Here is a 17,903-nt window from a genome sequence, read left to right on the forward strand (position 1 = left end):
CCATCCCGGCCCCGCCCGAGAGTGGACGGCATGAACAGCCCAGTGACCCATCAGGCCCCAGCGGCCCGCCCGTCGGCGTCCCGGCAGCCGTCCCTTCCCGGACCGGCCGGGGCGCGCACGGTACGAGCCGCTTTCGCGTTCAGCCTGGCTGCGCTGAACCTGCGCATCGCCGTCGCGTCCCTGTCCCCCCTGCTCACGGAGGTCGAGCACGACGAACACCTCTCGTCGTTCGGCGGCGGAGCCCTCTCGACGGTGCCGGTCGTCTGCTTCGGGGCGTTCGCGTTCCTCGCACCCCGGCTGACCCGCCGCTTCGGACCCCACCACCTGCTGTGGTACGCGCTGCTCGCGTTGACCGGCGGCATTGTGCTGCGGTCGGTCCCGGGAGTGTTCGCCCTGTTCGGCGGCACCCTGATCGCCGGTGTGGCGATCGCGGTCGGCAACGTCCTGATGCCGCAGCTCATCAAGCACGACTTCGCCGGCCGCTCCGGGCTGATGCTCGGCTGCTACTCCCTGGCCCTGTCCGGCGGAGCCGCACTCGCCGCGGGCGTGGTCGTCCCGCTGGAGTCGGCCACCGGCTGGGGCTGGCGGCAGGTGCTCGCGCTGGGGGCGGTCCCGTCCCTCGTCGCCGCGCTCGCCTGGCTTCCCGAACTGCTGGTGCCGGAGCGGCGTTTCCCGAACCGCCGGCGACAGGAGCCGGTGAACCGAGGAGGAGCCGATGCCGCTGCACCCGCACCCGCACCGGCACCGGCACCCGCACCCGCACCCGCACCGGGACTCGGGGCGCTGTGGCGCGACCGAACCGCCTGGGCGGTGACGCTGTACATGGGCCTGCAGTCCCTCGGCTACTACGCGATCCTCGCCTGGCTGCCGACGCTCCTTCAGGACCACGGCATGAGCGACAGCCGGGCCGGGTGGATGCTCTCCTTCTCCAGCTTCCCCGGCATGGCCGCATCCTTCGCGGCCCCCTGGCTGCAGCAGCCTCTGCGCCCGGCCTTCGTCCCGCCCCTGGCGGCCGCCCTGCTGTGCGCCACCGGCTTCGTCGGCCTGCTCACGTCTCCCGAGTCGGGCGCCTACCTCTGGATGACCGCCCTCGGACTGGGCCAGGGCCTCGCCATCGGTCTCGCCCTCGGCTACATCGTCGCCCGCTCGCCCGACGCGCACCACACCGGCCGGCTCTCGACGATGGCCCAGGGGATCGGCTACCTCATCGCCTGCCTCGGCCCGCTCGGTCTCGGCCTGCTGCACTCCGCGAGCGGGGGATGGTCCCTGCCGGTCGCCGTTCTGCTCGCCGTGCTCGTCGCACAGACCGTCGCGGCCTTCGGTGCGAGCCGCGACCGCCATGTCCTGGCGTCCTCCTGAAGGGCCAGGACCAGCGGGCTCGGCGGGATCCACAGGTCACGGGTGGGTGGGGGCGGTGGTCGTGGCGGACGGGCCGGTGGACGGGGGACGGTGGACGGGGTGGTGCCGGGTGATCAGCGGGAGTGCCCAGGCGACCAGGGCCAGCAGGAGGGCGAGCGGAAGCACGGTGTAGGCGGCGGCGGCCGCCCGCGGGTGCCGGCGGGGCTCAGGCGGCATGGGGGAACGGGTGGGCGGGCAGGTCGAGTTCGGCCCAGACGGTCTTGGCGCCGGGGCTACGGGGCACGCTGCCCCAGCGATCGGCCAGGGCGTCGACCAGGACGAGGCCGCGCCCCGACTGGGAGTCGGCCCCGCAGGCGGCCGGCAGCCGGGGGTGACGGTCGCCCCGGCAGTCCGAGACCTCGATCCGCAGCAGGGCCCGGCCGTCCGGTCCGGCGGTGAGCGCGAGCGACAGCTCGAACCGCCGGCCCGGCACCCGGCCGTGCGTCGAAGCGTTGGCGGGTCGGGTCGGTGCGGATCAACCGGTCGAACAGCGCGGCCGGGTGCGGAAGGGGAGGACTTCATGGGCGGGAACGAGCGGGCGGCCTTCGAGGACGGCGAGCTGCCGGAGGGGTCGGAGGGCGTCGCCGAGTTCTACAGCGCGGTGGGGAAGGTGGTGAAGCTGCTGCGCGAACGCGTCGGCATGACGCAGCGTGAGATGGCCGAAAGGCTGGGGTACGGCGAGGATCACGTGAGTTCGGTGGAGCGCGGACGGCGGACCCCGAGAGTGGAATTCCTGGAAGCTGTGGATGAACTCCTGGGCGCTGGAGGCATCTTGAAGGCCATGGCGCCGGATGTGATGAAAGCAAAGGTGAGGGTCAGCACGCGGCACCCGGCGTGGTCGAAGGCTTTCACCGCTGAGGAAGCGCAATCCGTGGAGATCCACAACTACAGCACGCTCGATGTCCCGGGGCTGCTGCAGACCGAAGCGCATGCACGTGCTCTCTACGAGATGCGAAAGCCCGTCCTCCCCGATGATGTGGTCGAGAAATGGGTGGCAGCTCGGATGGCCCGTCAGGAGGTCTTGACGCGTTCGCCCCTGCCGATGATGAGTTGGGTCGTCGACGAAAGTGTGCTTCGGCGTCCGATGGGTGGCTGGGAGGTGCATGAGGAGCAGCTGCGCCACTTGCTCAAGGTCGGTGAGATGAGGGGACTGGAGCTACAAGTGATGCCGTTGGACAGAACGCAGCATGCCGGCATGGGCGGCTCGTTCACGCTCCTGACGCCCAAGGGGAGGTCGCAGGTTGCGTTCGTGGAGGTGCAGCACGTCAACAGGTTGATCACTGACCCCGAGGAGGTCCGTATCATGGCCGCACGGTACAGCAGCATCAGGGCTCAGGCGCTGGGCCTGAGGGAGTCCCTGGCTTTGATCGAGAAGATGCTGGGAGAGCGGTGAGCATGACTGAGCTGGCGTGGTTCAAGAGCAGCTACAGCGGCAACGAGGGCACCGAGTGCGTCGAGATCGCCTGGCACAAGAGCAGCTACAGCGGCAACGAGGGTACCGCCTGCGTCGAGGTCGCCCCCTCGACCGCCGCCGTCCTCGTCCGTGACTCCAAGGACAAGAGCGGCCCGCACCTCACCTTCACCCCCTCCGCCTGGCAGGCGTTCGTGGACTTCGCGGGTTCCGTCCGCTCCGTCTGAAGCCTGCCCCGCGCGCACCTCCCGGCCGTCCGCCAATCGGCGGACGGCCGCGTGCTGTACGGGTGGCCTCCCCCCGCTGTACCGGTCGCGCTGGTACCACTGGGCCCGTCACCCATGGGGGGTACGCAGAGACGAGGTAGCGCAGCGCATGTCCCACCACCTCAGTGGTCCGAATCTCCGCTCGCCGCGCGGTGACGCCCGGCTCGACCTGACCGACGTCTTCGCGTTCCCGGCCTCGGACGCCTCGGGCCGGACGGTCCTCATCATGAACGTGAACCCGTACGCGCCCACCCAGGCGGCCGAGTTCCACCCGGACGCCGTCTACCGGATCAACGTCGACAGCGACGGGGACGACCGCGCGGACGTCGCCTACTCGTTCACCTTCTCGGCCCCGCACACCGGTGGCCAGACGGTCACCGTGCACCGCGCCACCGGTGAGGCGGCCCAGAAGCACGAGGCGACGGGCGACGTGCTCTTCGCCGACGTGCCGGTGGCCTTCGGCGACGCGCCGGACGTCGTGGCGGCGGGCGGGTACAAGCTCTCGGTGGGGCTGCGCAGCGATCCGTTCTTCGCCGACCTCGAAGGGATCGTCAACAACTTCACCTGGACGGGCAAGGACGCGATGGCCGAGGCCAACGTGTTCGGCATCGCCCTCGAAGTGCCGGACGCCGAGCTCGGTCCGGAGCCGACGATCGGCGTCTGGGCCCGGGTCAGCCTGCACGTGGACGGCCAGTTGCTCTCCGTCGACCGGGGCGCCCACCCCTTCCTCACCGCGTACTTCAACGCGGAGGAGGTCAAGGACGCGTACAACACGGGCGAGCCGGCGGACGACTGGGCGAAGTACCGGGAGCCGTGGACGGCCGTCCTCCAGCACACCGGGGACTACACCACCGAGGCGGCCACCGAGACGCTCAAGCTCGTCCTGCCCGACGTCCTGCGCTACGACCGGTCCCGCCCCGCCGCCTACCCGAACGGCCGCACGCTCACCGACGACGTGACGTCGGCGCGGCTCACCATGGTCTCCGGCGGCAAGATCACCAGTGACCACATCCCCCCGCACACCGACGTGCTCCCCGTCTTCCCCCACCTCGGCCACCCGCACCCCTCCGCCTGACGTACCCCGCGCGCGCGTGCGCCCCCGGCGGGCGGGCAGACGTACGCCCGGAGCGGGCGCGGACGGCGTGCCCGCCGGCGAAGGGGACGGACGTGACCTCAGGAGTGCACGGAAGAACGGTCGGCCGCCGGGCCGGCGCGGGCGACATGCCGGAGGGCGCGTTGCGCGGCGCCGGGCGGGCCGGGTTCGCGGCCCGCGGCGTCGTCTACGTCCTGGTCGGCTACCTCGCCCTGCGGATCGCCGCCGGCCGGGGCACCGACGAGGCGGACCGGCAGGGCGCGCTGCGCACGGTCGCCGACCAGCCGCTCGGCCGGGTCGTGATCTGGCTGCTCGTGGCGGGTTTCGCGGGCATGGCGCTCTGGCGGGCCGGCACGGCGGCGTTCGGGCGCGGCAAGGACGGAAAGCCCGGAAAGCGCGCCCTCAACACCGGCCGCGCCCTCTTCTACGGCGTCGTCTGCTGGGGCACCGCCGCGTTCGCGCTCGGCAGCGGGGGGCGGTCGAGCGGCGACGATGCGTCGAAGGACTGGACGGCCACGGCGCTGGGTCTCCCGGCCGGCCGCTATCTGGTCGGCGGGGCGGGCCTGGTGCTGGCGGGGATCGGTGTCGGCACCGCCGTCCGGGCCCTGCGGCGGCGTTTCCTCGACCGGTTGGAGACGGGGAGGATGGGCCCCCGCACCCGGGCGGCCGTCACCGCCTGCGGCGTCGCGGGCAACGCCGCGCGCGGCGTGGTCCTCGGGGCGGCCGGCGCCTTCGTCGTCACCGCCGCACTCCGCTACGACCCGCAGCAGGCCAAGGGCCTCGACGACACCCTCCGCAGCCTCGCCGCCACTCCGGCCGGCCCCTGGCTGCTGACGCTCACCGCCGCCGGCCTGCTCCTCTTCGGCGCCTTCTCCTTCGCGTCCGCGCGCTGGCGGCGCCTCTCCTGACGGTCCGGGCGGCCGGTGGCGCGGCCGAGGTCGCGACCACTGAAGCCCCCGGGGGGCGGGAACAGGGCTTGTGGCGCGACCTGGTCCACGCCCGGCGGGGAGACGGGTCTGCGGTCAGGATCCCTCGGCGTCGTCAGCCACGGCGCGATCGTTCAATCGAGCGAGGGAGCCGACGTACTTGAGCATCAGGCGGGCGAACTCCAGGCGGTCGCGCTCGGCCCAGTCGGTGGTGATGTACTCGAACGCCGCGCGCTGGTGGCGCCGGAAGCGCGCCATGAGGTCGACGCCTTCGGGGCTGAGCAGCAGGACGGTGCGGCGGCCGTCCTGCTGGGAGGCGGCACGGATCAGGTAACCGGCCTTGATGTTGTCGGTGACCATCCGGCTGGCGACCGAGGGGTCGACGGCGAGGAGGTCGGCCACCGCTCCGACGGTGATCTCCTTGTCGGAGTCCCGGGTGTGCTCCAGGACGATGTTCAGGACCAGGGTGCGGCTCAGGTCCTTGGCCGAGATGGGGTTCTCGACCTCCAGCAGTGAGGTCCGGCGCAGCTTGGAGAACGCCGGACCCACGGCGTTCAGCAGCTCCTCGGCCGTCTGCGGCTCGTTCGTCGTCATGCACCCATCGTAATGTCCATGAGCTTCAGAAGGCATGTGTTGACGTGAAATTACGTGCATGGCAACATGCATATGTCTGCCAGCACGCTTCATGAACTTCGGGGAGTTTCCATGACCACCCTCATCACCGACGCCCGCGGCAAGGTCGGTCAGGCCGTCATCAACCGCCTGCACGCCGCCGGCCTGCCCGTCCGCGCCGCCAGCGCCAAGCCCGCCGAGCTGGCCGTCCCGACCGGCGTCGAGGTCGCCGAAGCCGACCTCGGCCGGCCCGAGACCTTCCCGGCCGCGCTCGACGGGGTGCGCCAGGTCTTCCTCTATCCCGAGCCCGACGGCATCGACGCCTTCGTCGAGGCCGCACGGGCCGCCGGCGTCGAGCACGTCGTCCTGCTGTCCTCGTCCTCGGTCCTGGCCCCCGGGGCCGAGACCGACCCGCTGGCCTCGCACAGCCTCCACGTCGAGCGCGCCCTGACCGCCTCCGGCCTGCCCTGCACCTTCCTGCGCCCGGACGCCTTCGCCAGCAACGCCCTCGGCTGGTCCTACTTCATCGGGCACGATCTGCCGATCCAGCTCGCCCACCCCGAGGCGCACATCGCGCCCATCCACCCCGAGGACATCGCCGACATCGCCGTCGACGCCCTGACCGGCACTGCCCTCCGTGGGCGCTCGCTCACCCTCACCGGCTGCGAGTCCCTCACCTTCCGGGAGCAGATCGCCGTCCTGTCCGAGGTCCTCGACCGCGACATCCCCGTCGAGACGATCACCCACGAGCAGGCCGAGCAGCAGATGAGCCGCTTCATGCCGGCCCCGATGGCCGGCTCCCTGCTTGCTCTCTGGGCCGCCGCGTGCGCAGGCCCCGCACCCATCGCCGACACCACCCGCACCCTGCTCGGCACGCCCGCGCGCACCTTCCGGCAATGGGCGACCGAGAACGCCGCCGCGTTCACCGCGCGCTGACCACGCTCGACCGGTGGGAGGAGCCCGTTCGGGGGGCGGGCGGTCAGGAGAGCAGCCGGTCCAGGGCGGAGCGGTAGTCGCGCATCGCCAGGCGCAGTTGCTCGGTGCGGGCGCCGGGCTCCCCGCCCGGGGTGCGGCAGCCCTCGCGCAGCTCCTCCAGCCGGCGGCGGACGGCCTCGGCGACGAGGTCGGCGGTGCGCTCGACCAGGGTGTCGGCGGCAGCCACGGCGCCGGCCGGGTCGTCCACGAAAGTGATCTGGGCGTGCTCCCAGTCGGCCCGTGACTCCTGGACGGCGGCGGCGTCCAGCCAGGGGCCGAGGCCGCCGCCGGACGCCCGGGCGGGGGCGGCCGTCCGCGCGACGACCTCGCCCGTCGGGGCCTGCGGCGCGGCGGCGGGCAGGGGCGGGGCGGCCGGGGCGGCGGGAACGGCGGCCGGGAGGTCCGGCCCGGGCCGGCGGACCGCAGGGAACACCTGGAGCGAGGCGCCGTCCGGCCGGTCGGGCGCGGGCGCCTCGATCGGTGCGGCCGCTGCCGCTGCTGCGGCCGGGGTGGGCTCGGGCAGGCTCTTCTTCCCGGCGGCGTGCCGGGGGCCGTCGTGCGGACCGGCGTGGCGCGGGTCCTCGCGGTGGGCCCGGCCGTGACCGGACCGGTCGGCGTGGCTCGGGGCGTGGCCGGTGCGCTGCTGTTCGATGCGGGTCATCGTCTGCTCCTCGGACTGGTGGATTGACGGGCTGACGGGCTGACGGGCTGACGGGCTGCCGGTCAGTGGCGGGCGAGGATGCCGCTGCGGTCCTCGTGGAGCAGCTCCACGATCAGGTCGCGGTCGGCGACGACGGACCGGCGCAGCTCCTCGCTGTCGGCACCCGGATCGGCCAGGACCCGGCGGGCGTCGCGGTAGCCGGGCACCCGGGCCGCGTGATCGACGGAGAGCACCTCCGGGCGGTCCTCGCCCGGGAAGCCCATGTCGGTGAGCACCGTGTCGAGCAGTCGTGCCGTGCGGACCGCGGACTGGCGCGGATCCTCGACGAACAGGGCTTGCAGGCCGCGCAGTTCGGCCAGGTACCGGTCGCGGTCGGCGGCCTCGACGGGGACGGTCCGCACCCGGCGGCGCAGCGCCAGCCGGTCGGTCAGGTCGTGCTCGGCCGCGCGGACGTCGCCCTCGTGGAGGAGGACGGCGCGGTCGTACTCGGGCCCGAACCGCTCGCGCAGCCTGCGCGAGCGCACTCGGGGAGCCAGGACGGCGAAGAGTGCGGCCGCCGTGATGACGGCGACGAGGACGATGTGGAGAGGCTCCATCTCCGCTCCTTTCGGCGGCGGTCCGCCGGTGCGGCCGCCGGACCCTCGCCTTGCCCGTCCGCCGCCCGCCAAACCCCCGCGGCGCGACCGCAGCTGCCGGCCCGTCGCTTCGAGCCCGCACCGACCTCCACTGCACCGGTTTCCCCCCGACCCGGTCCCGCCGGTGGTGGGCACTGCCGCCGAGGCGGTGGCCAGGTGGAGCGGGCCGCTGACATGCCCGGCCGCCGACCCTACGACGTTGGCGGAGCAGCGAGAGACCGCCGAGGTCGAGCGGGCGCACCAGGTGCAGAAGGAGTGTGAGGCCCAGCATGGTCCTGCGGGGCACGAGTACGACCGGATGAAGGAGGAGGGTCGGTGAACCACAGCCAGTGGAAGACCCGGAGAACCCGCAAGCTGCTGGGGGAGCAGGTCGACGAGTCCGCCGCCTACGTGGAGGCGGGGCATGCGCTGGCGCTGGGGCAGGCCGTCCACGACCGTCGGAGCGAGCTGGGGCTCTCGCAGGCCGAGGTGGCGCGGCGGGCGGGGATGACACAGCCGCAGATCTCCACCGTCGAGGGCGGCGACTCGCTGCCGACACTGCCGCTGCTGACGCGCTTGGCGAAGGCGCTGGATGCATCGCTGACCATCGACCTGGACGGGGGCGCCTCCTCGTTCGTCTTCTCCCCGCACGGTGACCGGCCGGGCGGGCGCTCGGCGGCCCGAACGGCGCTGCGCCGGTGGTGTCCGGTCGTCAGTGCTTGCGCTGGGCCTCGGTGAGGCGGGCGTGTTCGTCGATGAACGCGTGGGCCTGGTCGGAGGTGAGGGGGCGGGCGAAGAGGTAGCCCTGGCCGAGGGGGCAGTCCATGGCGGCGAGCAGGTCGCGCTGCTGGATGGTCTCGATGCCCTCGGCGATGACCTGGACGCCGAGCGTGTCGGCGATCCGGGTGATGCCCTCGACCAGGGCGTACTGCTGCTGGGACATGCCGAGGCCGTCGATGAAGGACTTGTCGATCTTCAGGATGGAGATCGGGAACTCCCGCAGGTAGGAGAGCGAGGAGTAGCCCGTCCCGAAGTCGTCGATGGCGATGCCGACGCCGAGGTCGGTCAGGACGCGCATGTCGGTGTGGACGCGTTCGTCGCGCCGCATCAGGACGGACTCGGTGAGTTCGAGGACCAGCGCCTGCGGGTTGATCCCGGACGCGCCGACGGCGCCGCGGACGACGTCCACGAAGCCGGCGTCGCGGAACTGCCGGGCCGAGACGTTGACGTTGACGCGGAGCGCGGGCAGGCCCTCGGCGGCCCGGCGGTCGCCGCTCAGCCGTTGCCAGGAGGCCACCTCCTGGGCGGCGCGCTCCAGCACCCACGCGCCGAGCGGGACGATCTGGCCGCTCTCCTCGGCGAGTGAGATGAACTCGTCGGGCAGCACCATGCCGCGCCGGTCGTGCGGCCAGCGGACGAGGGCCTCGAAGGCGACCAGGTCGCCGGTGCGCAGGTCGACGATCGGCTGGTAGTACAGCTTGAAGGCGGACTCGGCGATGGCCACGTCCAGGTTCTCGTTCAGCTCGTGCCGCTCCACCAGCCCGGCCTGCAGGGCCGGCTGGTAGTGGCACCACTGCCGTTTGCCGGCCGACTTCGCCGAGTACAGGGCGAGGTCGGCGTGGCTGAGCAGCTCGGTCGCGTCCACGCTGTCCTCCGTGGTGGCGACACCGATGCTGGCCGAGACCCGGACGGCGCCCGCGCTGAGCTTGAACGGCGCGCTGAAGGCGGCCAGCACGGCGTCGGCGGTGGCGCCGACGTCCTCCGGCTGCAGCGCGTCCTCCACCAGGACGGCGAACTCGTCGCCGCCGAGCCGGGCGGCGGTGTCCGAGGTGCGCAGCGCGGTGGAGACCCGGAGCGAGACGGCGATCAGCAGTTCGTCGCCGACGGCGTGCCCCTGGGTGTCGTTGACCATCTTGAAGTCGTCCAGGTCGATGAAGAGGACGCCGGTGATCGCGCCGCTGCGCTCGCCGCGGGAGAGCGCGTGGCTGACCCGGTCCTGGAAGAGGACGCGGTTGGCGAGGCCGGTGAGCGAGTCGTGGAAGGCGCGGTGGGTGAGTTCGCGCTCCATCTGGCGCTGCTCGGTGACGTCGCGCAGGGTGAGCACCAGGCCGCCCACGGTGGGGTCGGCGCGCAGGTCGTTGCAGCGCACCTCGGCCTCGATGGGGGTGCGGTCGTGGCGCAGCAGCCGCCAGTGCTCGCGCTGCTGGTCGCGGCCGTCGACCGCGCCGTCGAGGCCGCGCATCCGGGCGAGCGCACTGCCGACGGCGCGGCTGTCCTCGGGCGGGACGAGGTCGGTGATCAGGGTGCCGTCCAGGCTCGGGTAGCCGAGGACGCGCTGCGCGGAGGAGGAGGCGTAGCGGACGCCGTCGTCGGCGTTGAGGATCAGGATGACGTCGCTGGCGCTCTGCACCAGGGTGCGGAAGTAGACCTCGCTGTTGCGGCGGGTGAGCTCCCGGCTCAGCATGACGCGCTCGACGGCCAGGGCGGCCTGGGCGGCGAGGATCTCCAGCGAGCTCCAGAGGCTGGTCAGCTCCTGCTCGGTGCCGGTGACGATGAGCGCACCGATGAGCGGGTCCCCGGAGGGGCGCTCGGCCAGGGTGAGCGGGCAGAGCAGGGCGGAGGGCATGCCGTCGAAGCGGATGGCGAGATCGGTGCCGATGTCCTCGACGGAGATTAAGCGGGTCTCGCGGACGGTGGCGAGGGCGAGCACCTCGTCCGAGTCGGTGCCGTTGCCCAGGGCGTGCTGGGCCGGTCCGCGCTCGGCGTGCCGGACGTGCAGGACGCCGCCCTCGGTGACGGCGAGCAGGGCGACGTGGCCCGGCTCGGCCGGCATCAGGGTCGACGCGGTGGTCTGGACGGCGTCGGCTACCTCCTCGACGGTGACGGCCGCGGTCAGCGAGGCGCCGGCCTCGCGCAGGGCGCGTTCGCGGGCGATGGCCTGCCGGCGGGCGCTGACGACGATCGCCAGACGGGCCAGGACCAGCAGGTAGAGCAGGGCGGAGAAGGCGCCGATGACGCCGGCGTTGCTGGTGTTGCCGTTGATCGACTCGATGATCAGGATGGCCGGTGCGATCAGCGAGGCCAGGGTGAGCAGGGCGAGCCGGCCGCGGGAGAGGTCGACCTGTTGACTGGGCACGGGTCTGGTCAGTTCGACCATGGAGGGGTGCAGTGCGGCCGCGCCCCAGGCCGTGTAGAAGGCGGCCCAGCCCAGGTCGACGGGGGTGCCGATGTGCCAGTTGCCGTGCAGCAGGATCAGCCCGTACAGGATGTCGGAGATCAGCAGGCCGACGGTGCCGATGGTGAGCAGTTGGAGGGCCCGGCTGCTGCCGCCGCGTGGTACCAGCAGGCGCAGCAGCAGGGCGAGCACGACCACGTCGCCCAGCGGGTAGGCGATCGAGACGGCCTTCTGGAACCAGGTGAGATCGGGGTTCCGGGCGTACGGCAGGATCAGGTAGATCCAGGCCATCAGGGCCAGGCCCATGGTGAGGATGAGCGCGTCCAGCAGGCTGGCACGGTCCTGATGTGCCGTCCGCCAGCGGATGAAGCCCAACACGCCCGCCGCGTACAGCAGGTACTCGGCGAGGTAGAAGCCGTCGGCGACCGACGGGAAGGGGCTGCCCAGGTGCAGGAACTGCATCTGGATGACCTGCACGACCTCGCCCGCCGTGAAGCTGAGGTTGGCGAGTGCCAGAAGGTACCAGAAGAGCGCGTGCGAGGGGCGGTTCAGGCGGACGCCGACCACGATGGCGGTGACGCCACCCAGGCCGATGCCCGTCCACCAGATGATCCGCTGGCTCGGATAGATGTAGTAGATGCAGGTGAAGAGCAGCATCCACACCAGGTAACAGACCATCAGGCGTTCGCGCCGGCGTGTCAACGAGGCTACCTCCTCCGCGACATCACCCCGCCGGTCGGGCGGGGGAGTTCGGGCGAGGACGGGTGATCGGGGATCTCCCCTGGGGGGATCCCCGTGCGGGCAGGGGCCTGGCCCGTCCGGGGGTTTGCGGCCGGACGTTCGAAATGGGCCATGAGTGCGTATAGTCGGAAATGTCGCACCTCCCAGCATTCTGCCGCCACAGCACGAGGTCAAGCCGGTGGACGAGGCACCAGAGAGCGCACAGGGCGCGCGGACGGAAGTGAATTCCGGACGTCACGCCGTGTTGCGGAACGAGGACGGTCAGTATGCGATCTGGCCCGGGGACTTCACCGTACCGAGCGGTTGGCGGACGGTGTTCGGGCCGGACGGCCGCGAAGCCTGCCGCGCGTACGTGGAGCGCGAGTGGAGGTGGAGCGCGCTCGGGTTCGGGCCGTTACCCGGCGCCGCCGGCCGGGACGGCACCGGCCGGGACAGCACGGACGGTGACGACCGCAGCCGCGACCCGGGTGCCGTCGACGGCGTCGACGGTGGCCGGCCGGCCACCCGGGCGGGCTTCGCGGACACCGTGCACCGGCTGTTCCGGGCCCGCGCCGCGCATGACCCCGACGCCGTCGCCGTGGTCGCCGAGGGTGACGAACTGAGCTACCGCGAGCTGGACCGGCGCAGTGACCGGCTCGCGGCCGCGCTGCGCGCCCGGGGCGTCCGGGCCGAGCACGTCGTCCCGGTCTGCCTGGAGCGCGGGACCGGCCTGGTGACGGCCTGGCTGGGCGTACTCAAGGCCGGCGGCGCCTTCCTCCCGCTGGACCCGGCCCACCCGGACCGGCGGCTCACGCAACTGGTCGAGGACTGCCGGGCCGAGATCGTGGTGGCGGCGGACGGACGACGCTTTCCCGGGGTCACCGTGCTGGGTGCCGACGCGACGGTGGCCACGGAGGGTGACGGCACGCCTCCGGGCAGCGCCTCGCCGGCACCTGCCCCGCCGGACACCGCTGTGCCGGACGACCTCGCCTACCTGATCTACACCTCCGGCACCACCGGGACCCCGAAGGGCGTGCCGGTCACTCACCGCTCGCTGGTCTTTACCCTGGACCGGGTGGTGCACGCCTACGGGCTCACGCCCCGTGACCGGGTGCTTCAGCTCGCCGCGCTCGGCTTCGACACGGCGCTGGAGCAGGTGCTCGCCGCCCTGGTCAGCGGGGCGACGCTGGTGCTCGGCGGGGCCCGGACGTGGGCACCCACCGAGCTGGTGCACCGGATGTCCGAGCTGTCGCTCACCGTCGCCGACCTCACGCCCGCCTACTGGCACCACGTGCTCGCGCTGCTCCCCGAGGGCGGCCCGGCCCCCGCGGGGCTGCGGCTGATGGTGGTGGGCGGGGATACCGTGCACGCCGACGACTGCCGCACCTGCCTGGCCCGGCTGCCGGGCGTCCGGCTGGTCAACGCGTACGGGGTGACGGAGGCGGCCGTCACCTCCACGCTCTGCGAGGTGACGCCCGAGGTGCTGGGCGGCGCGGTGAGCGGGGGCGGTGCTCCCGCCGCCCAGGGCGGGGCGCACGGCGCGGTGAGTGCGGCCCCGGTGCCGATCGGGAGTCCGCTGCCGGGCGTGCGGGTGCACCTGCTGGACGCCCGGCTCTCGCCGGTCCGGCCGGGGGAGAAGGGCGAGATCTACCTCGGCGGCCCCGGCCTGGCGCGCGGCTACTGGCGCCGGCCCGGACTCACCGCGGAGACGTTCCTGCCCGACCCCTACGCGCCCGTCCCCGGCGAGCGGATGTACCGCACCGGCGACGCCGGCCGCTGGCGGACCGACGGCAACCTGGAGATCCTCGGCCGCTTCGACGACCAGGTGAAGGTCCGCGGCTACCGGGTCGACCCGGCCGAGGTGGAGTCGGTGCTCGCCGCCCACCCCGCCGTCCGGCAGGCCCGCGTGGTGGCCGACGGCAGCGACGGCTCACGCGCCCTCACCGCCTACTACACGCTCACCGACCGGGCCGGCTCCGGCGCCCACGCCCGGCGCAACCAGATCCGCGCCTACCTGGCCGAACGGCTGCCGGACTTCATGGTCCCGACCGAGTTCGTGCTGCTCGACAGCATGCCGCTCACCTCTCACGGCAAGATCGACCGGCGCCGGCTGCCGCGCGCCGCGCCGCAACTGCAACGGCGTGACGGCCACCACCCACACGGAACGGACCAGGACGCCGGTCAGGACACTGGTCAGGGCGCCGCGGGTGCGGCCCGGGGTGCGGACGGGCTCCTGCGCGTCGACGGCTCCGGCCGGGCCGACACCAACGGGGACGGCCGCGACGGCGGGGACGCGATCGAGGCCGGCATCGCCCACCTCTGGTCCGAACTGCTCGACGTCGAGGACGTCGGACCGGCCGACGACTTCTTCGCCCTCGGCGGCAACTCCCTGCTCGCCATGGAGATGCTGGCCCGGGCCCGGATCATCTTCGGCATCGACGTCACCCGGATCCGCTTCCTCACCCGCTCACTGCTCCGTGACGCCACCCTGCGCGCCTTCGCCACCGCCACCCGGAACGCGCGCTCCACCGGGAACGGCTTCGGCGAGGCCGCGGTCGACTGGGTCGGCGAAGCCGAACTCGACACCCCCGTCCGGCAGTCCTGGCGCCCCGCACCCTCGCGCGCCGAGCCCGCCGAGATCCTGCTCACCGGCGCCACCGGCTTCTGCGGCGCCCACCTGCTGCACACCCTGCTCCGCACCACCCGGGCCCGCATCCACTGCCTGGTCCGCGCCCCCGACGAGGAGCACGCCCTCGAACGCATCCGCGCCGCCCAGCAGCGCTTCCTCCGCCAGGACCTGGCCGACGCCCGGGTCGTCCCGCTGGTCGGCGACCTCACCCAGTCGCTGCTCGGCCTCCCGCAGCACCAATTCGAGCAGCTGGCCGACAGCCTGGACGCCATCCACCACCTCGGCGGGCAGGTCAACTTCATCTACCCGTACCACCAGTTGCGCGCCGCCAACGTCGGCGGCACCCGGGAGATCGTCCGGCTGGCCGGCCACTCGCGCGGCATCCCCGTGCACTACCTCTCCACCCTCGCCGTGCTGGCCGGCTTCGGCCCGACCGGCATCGCCGAGGTGACCGAGCAGATGCCGCTCGCCCACCCGGACAAGCTCGCGGTCGGCTACGTCGAGAGCAAGTGGGTCGCCGAACAGCTGCTCCACAACGCGGCGGCGGCCGGACTGCCCGTCACCGTGCTGCGCACCAACGACGTCACCGGCGATCTCGCCAACGGGGTGATGAACACCGGCACCGAGATCTGCGCGCTGATCAAGTACATGGCCGAGAGCGGGAGTTGCCCGGACGTCCGGCTGCTGCTCGACTTCGTCCCGGCCGACCGGTTCAGCGAGGCCGTCGCCCACATCACCGCCCACGCCCCCGCCGGCGGCGAGGTCTACCACATCACCTCGCCGCGCCCCGCCGTGCTCGCCGACCTCGCCGCCCGGCTGCGCGCCCGCGGCCACCCGATCGACGAAGTCCCCTACCACGCCTGGGTCCAGGACCTCATCCGGTTCGCCGCCGGACACCCCACCCACCCGATGACCCCGTTCGTGCCGCTGTTCGTCGACCGCGTCCCCGGGACGCAACTCTCCATCAGCGAGATGTACTTCCGTCCGACGTTCCCGCTCTTCGACCGGGCCAACACCGAACGGGCGCTGGTGGGCAGCGGGATCGAGCTCCCGGCGGTGGATGACGGCCTGCTGGACCACTACCTGGAACAGCTGGCGGCGGAGGGCTTCCTGGCGCCGCCGGTGGGGGTGGTGCGCCGGTGAGCGCGGTGGCCGGCACCGACGTGTTCGACGGGCTGGACGTCGCGCGGGCACCGGCGGACGGGCCGGTCGCCTTCGGCGGCGGGCTCGGACCGGACGTGCTGCTGGCCGCGTACCGGTGCGGCCTCTTCCCGATGCCCGCCGCCGACGACTACGCGAGCGCCTTCAACGAGGCCCGGTTCGAGGAGGCCGCGGCCGCGGGAGAGGTGGCCCTGCTCCCGGGCCCGGACCAGGCCGACGACGACCCGTACGCCCTCGCCTGGTGGTCCCCCGACCCGCGCCCGGTGATCGAGCCGGCCGGCGTCCGCCTCGGCAGCCGGTTCGCCCGGCGCCTGCGCAACGGGCTCCCGTGGTGGACGAGCGCCGACCAAGCCTTCGACCGGGTGGTCGCCGCCTGCGCCGAGGGGCGCGAACCGCGGTGGCTCAGCGGGGAGTTGCGCGCCGCGCTGGCCATCCTGCACCAACGCGGCGCGGCCCACAGCGCCGAGGTCTGGGACGGCGAGGAGCTGATCGGCGGCGTCTTCGGCGTCGGCGTCGGGCCCGTCCTCAGCCTCGACTCGATGTTCCACCGCCGCCCCGACGCCGCCCGGGTCGCCGTCGCCGACCTCGCGGCGCGGTTCACCGCCGCCGACGGCCGGCTCCTCGACGCCCAGTGGGACACCCCCCACGTCCGCACCCTCGGCGCGACCCTGCTGCCCCGCGCCCGCTACCTGGCCGTCCTGGCCGGCCCGGCGGCGACCGGCCCGATCCCGGTGGAGCCGCTGCCCGCGGCCCGGCTCGCGGGCTGAGGCCCCGGGCGCGGGGGCTGTCTCTCGTCCGCGGGTGCCGTCGTCTCTCAGCCGGCGTTGCCGCGGCGCTCCGCCAGCAGGGCGTTCAACCGCTCCACCTCGCGGTCCAGCAGCACGTGCTTGTCGTCGACGTAGGGGAGGTGGACCTTCTTGCCGCTCGCGCGGAAGGCGTACGTGAAGAACTTCGGCGCACCGCGGCCCGAGCTCGCGTTCGGATTGGGCGCCTTGCCGAACTGCGTGATCTCGGCCCACGGCAGCCGGCGGCGGCGCACCATCCCACGGACGGTGATGCCCTCGGCGGTCACGAGCGTGCCGGCCCGGGCCACGCCGACGATCACCAGGAGGCAGAAGGCGAGGACGAGCAGCGTGCCGATCCCCTTGCTGGACGGCGCGAACTCCTCGTCCGACCAGATCGGCAGCAGCGCCCCGCCGGACAACAGCAGGATGGTGAGCGCGAGCCCCCCGACCCGTGTCGTCGCCAGTCGGTACTCGTGCGGAACCCGCAGTCCTTCGCCGCTCATCCGGCCCACCCCTCGATCGTTGTCGCCGGCCCACCGCCATCGCCGGTGACCGGCCGGATTCGCAGTGTAGGGGCGGGAGTTGCCCGCTGACAGGGCCCGGTCGTGTTGTCCCCCGATCGGCTTCGCCGGGCCGCCGGGGGGTTTTGCCGGGCGGGCCCGGGGGAACCACCGCGGGCATGCTGTCTGTGGTGGTGGCGCCCCGGCAGGGGCCTCCGGTGTTCGTGCGGGCCGGCGACGAACTGCACGAAGCGGCGAGCACGATGAAGGTCGCCGTGCTGGCCGCACTGCACCGGAGCGGGGCGGACCTCGACGCCCGCGTGCCGGTGGTGAACCGGTTCGCCTCGGTGGCCGGCGGCGAGTACGGCAACGACCCGGCGTGGGACAGCGATCCGCAGCCGTGGACGCTGCTCGGCGGCACGGCCCCGCTGCGCACCCTCGCCGAGCGGATGATCACCCACTCGTCCAACCTGGCGACCAACCTCTGTCTCGCGCAGGCCGGGCCCGCCGCGGTCGCCGAGGTCTGGCAGCGGGCCGGGGCCACCCGCAGCGCCAGCCCGCGCGGGATCGAGGACCACGCCGCACGCGCGGCGGGCGTGCACAACCTGGTCAGCGCCCTCGACCTGGTCCGCCTGCTGCAGTCCCTGGACGGCGAGCCGCAGCTGCTCGCGCTGCTGGAGCGCAACGCCTTCCGGGTGGACCTCGCGGCCGGGCTGCCGCCGGGCACCCGGATCGCCTTCAAGAACGGCTGGCTCCCCGGGGCGCGGCACGGCGTCGGCCTCGTCCGGCCCGGGGACTGCCCGCCGTACCTGCTCGCCGTCTGCTACACCGGCCCGCTGGCCTCCGGCGCGGACGAGGCCGATCCGGCGGCCCGGCTGCTGGCGCGGATCTCGGCCGCGGTCTGGGAACGGCGGCACGCGATCGCCGCCGCCGGCCGGGATCGGCCCCGCGGGGCCTGCTGAACATCGGCCGACCGA

Annotated in this window: 17 protein-coding genes; 10 read left to right on the forward strand and 7 right to left on the reverse strand. The window is 73.3% G+C overall.

Annotated elements, in window-relative coordinates; translation table 11 throughout:
- The first annotated feature begins 30 nt into the window (after positions 1-30).
- Positions 31-1,359 carry a CynX/NimT family MFS transporter gene (locus tag OH807_RS32235; RefSeq protein ID WP_406206113.1) on the forward strand — a complete coding sequence of 443 codons (1,329 nt, stop codon included), beginning with the start codon at positions 31-33 and terminating at the stop codon, positions 1,357-1,359.
- A 36-nt stretch (positions 1,360-1,395) separates the two neighbouring features.
- Here OH807_RS32235 and OH807_RS32240 read toward each other — a convergent pair whose 3' ends face one another.
- Together OH807_RS32240 and OH807_RS32245 are read right to left on the reverse strand one after the other, a co-directional pair.
- Entirely contained in the window at positions 1,396-1,575 is a 180-nt protein-coding gene (locus OH807_RS32240; protein ID WP_406206116.1) for a hypothetical protein, read from the reverse strand.
- Positions 1,565-1,831 (reverse strand): ATP-binding protein, encoded by a 267-nt coding sequence (locus OH807_RS32245; RefSeq protein WP_406206119.1) that lies wholly within the window; start codon positions 1,829-1,831, stop codon positions 1,565-1,567. The genes OH807_RS32240 and OH807_RS32245 overlap by 11 nt, the downstream gene beginning before the upstream one ends.
- Before the next feature lie 87 nt (positions 1,832-1,918).
- Here OH807_RS32245 and OH807_RS32250 point away from each other — a divergent pair, with 87 nt between their 5' ends.
- The 4 genes from OH807_RS32250 to OH807_RS32265 all read left to right on the forward strand — a co-directional run bounded on the left by OH807_RS32250 (position 1,919) and on the right by OH807_RS32265 (position 5,076).
- On the forward strand, positions 1,919-2,791 hold the full coding sequence (locus OH807_RS32250) for a helix-turn-helix domain-containing protein (RefSeq protein WP_406206121.1): 873 nt from the start codon (positions 1,919-1,921) through the stop codon (positions 2,789-2,791).
- 2 nt (positions 2,792-2,793) lie between these two features.
- Positions 2,794-3,036, forward strand: coding sequence for a DUF397 domain-containing protein (locus tag OH807_RS32255; protein ID WP_406206124.1), 243 nt, complete (start codon positions 2,794-2,796; stop codon positions 3,034-3,036).
- Between the two features lie 148 nt (positions 3,037-3,184).
- A complete protein-coding gene (locus OH807_RS32260; protein WP_406206127.1) occupies positions 3,185-4,150 on the forward strand; it encodes a DUF4331 family protein in 966 nt (321 codons plus the stop codon).
- Positions 4,151-4,296: 146 nt separating this feature from the next.
- Positions 4,297-5,076 carry a DUF1206 domain-containing protein gene (locus OH807_RS32265; protein WP_406211300.1) on the forward strand — a complete coding sequence of 260 codons (780 nt, stop codon included), beginning with the start codon at positions 4,297-4,299 and terminating at the stop codon, positions 5,074-5,076.
- A gap of 114 nt (positions 5,077-5,190) precedes the next feature.
- Here the strand turns inward: OH807_RS32265 and OH807_RS32270 are convergent, their stop codons facing one another.
- Complete coding sequence (locus OH807_RS32270; protein ID WP_406206129.1) at positions 5,191-5,688, reverse strand: MarR family winged helix-turn-helix transcriptional regulator; 498 nt, start codon at positions 5,686-5,688, stop codon at positions 5,191-5,193.
- 111 nt (positions 5,689-5,799) lie between these two features.
- Between OH807_RS32270 and OH807_RS32275 the strand changes: the two genes are divergently transcribed.
- On the forward strand, positions 5,800-6,642 hold the full coding sequence (locus tag OH807_RS32275) for an SDR family oxidoreductase (protein WP_406206132.1): 843 nt from the start codon (positions 5,800-5,802) through the stop codon (positions 6,640-6,642).
- Positions 6,643-6,685: 43 nt separating this feature from the next.
- Here the strand turns inward: OH807_RS32275 and OH807_RS32280 are convergent, their stop codons facing one another.
- Positions 6,686-7,342 carry a hypothetical protein gene (locus tag OH807_RS32280; protein ID WP_406206134.1) on the reverse strand — a complete coding sequence of 219 codons (657 nt, stop codon included), beginning with the start codon at positions 7,340-7,342 and terminating at the stop codon, positions 6,686-6,688.
- A gap of 62 nt (positions 7,343-7,404) precedes the next feature.
- Positions 7,405-7,938 (reverse strand): hypothetical protein, encoded by a 534-nt coding sequence (locus OH807_RS32285; protein WP_406206137.1) that lies wholly within the window; start codon positions 7,936-7,938, stop codon positions 7,405-7,407.
- 354 nt (positions 7,939-8,292) lie between these two features.
- On the opposite strand from OH807_RS32285, the gene OH807_RS32290 reads away from it, so the two are divergent.
- Positions 8,293-8,694: a helix-turn-helix domain-containing protein gene (locus OH807_RS32290; protein WP_406206140.1), complete on the forward strand. Its 402-nt coding sequence runs from the start codon at positions 8,293-8,295 to the stop codon at positions 8,692-8,694.
- Here OH807_RS32290 and OH807_RS32295 read toward each other — a convergent pair.
- Positions 8,669-11,833, reverse strand: coding sequence for a putative bifunctional diguanylate cyclase/phosphodiesterase (locus OH807_RS32295; protein WP_406206143.1), 3,165 nt, complete (start codon positions 11,831-11,833; stop codon positions 8,669-8,671). The two genes, OH807_RS32290 and OH807_RS32295, sit on opposite strands and share 26 nt — an antisense overlap.
- Before the next feature lie 259 nt (positions 11,834-12,092).
- On the opposite strand from OH807_RS32295, the gene OH807_RS32300 reads away from it, so the two are divergent.
- Both OH807_RS32300 and OH807_RS32305 read left to right on the forward strand, forming a co-directional pair.
- Entirely contained in the window at positions 12,093-15,623 is a 3,531-nt protein-coding gene (locus OH807_RS32300) for an amino acid adenylation domain-containing protein (RefSeq protein WP_406206146.1), read from the forward strand.
- Positions 15,620-16,408, forward strand: a complete 789-nt coding sequence (locus OH807_RS32305) for a leucyl/phenylalanyl-tRNA--protein transferase (protein ID WP_406206148.1) — start codon at positions 15,620-15,622, stop codon at positions 16,406-16,408. The genes OH807_RS32300 and OH807_RS32305 overlap by 4 nt, the downstream gene beginning before the upstream one ends.
- Positions 16,409-16,455: 47 nt before the next feature.
- Here the strand turns inward: OH807_RS32305 and OH807_RS32310 are convergent, their stop codons facing one another.
- Positions 16,456-16,929 (reverse strand): PH domain-containing protein, encoded by a 474-nt coding sequence (locus OH807_RS32310; RefSeq protein ID WP_406206150.1) that lies wholly within the window; start codon positions 16,927-16,929, stop codon positions 16,456-16,458.
- A 176-nt stretch (positions 16,930-17,105) separates the two neighbouring features.
- On the opposite strand from OH807_RS32310, the gene OH807_RS32315 reads away from it, so the two are divergent.
- On the forward strand, positions 17,106-17,888 hold the full coding sequence (locus tag OH807_RS32315; RefSeq protein WP_406206153.1) for a serine hydrolase: 783 nt from the start codon (positions 17,106-17,108) through the stop codon (positions 17,886-17,888).
- The last annotated feature ends 15 nt before the right edge of the window (positions 17,889-17,903 follow it).

It is taken from the genome of Kitasatospora sp. NBC_01560 (genome assembly GCF_045208415.1).
In the GTDB taxonomy this organism is placed as follows: domain Bacteria; phylum Actinomycetota; class Actinomycetes; order Streptomycetales; family Streptomycetaceae; genus Kitasatospora.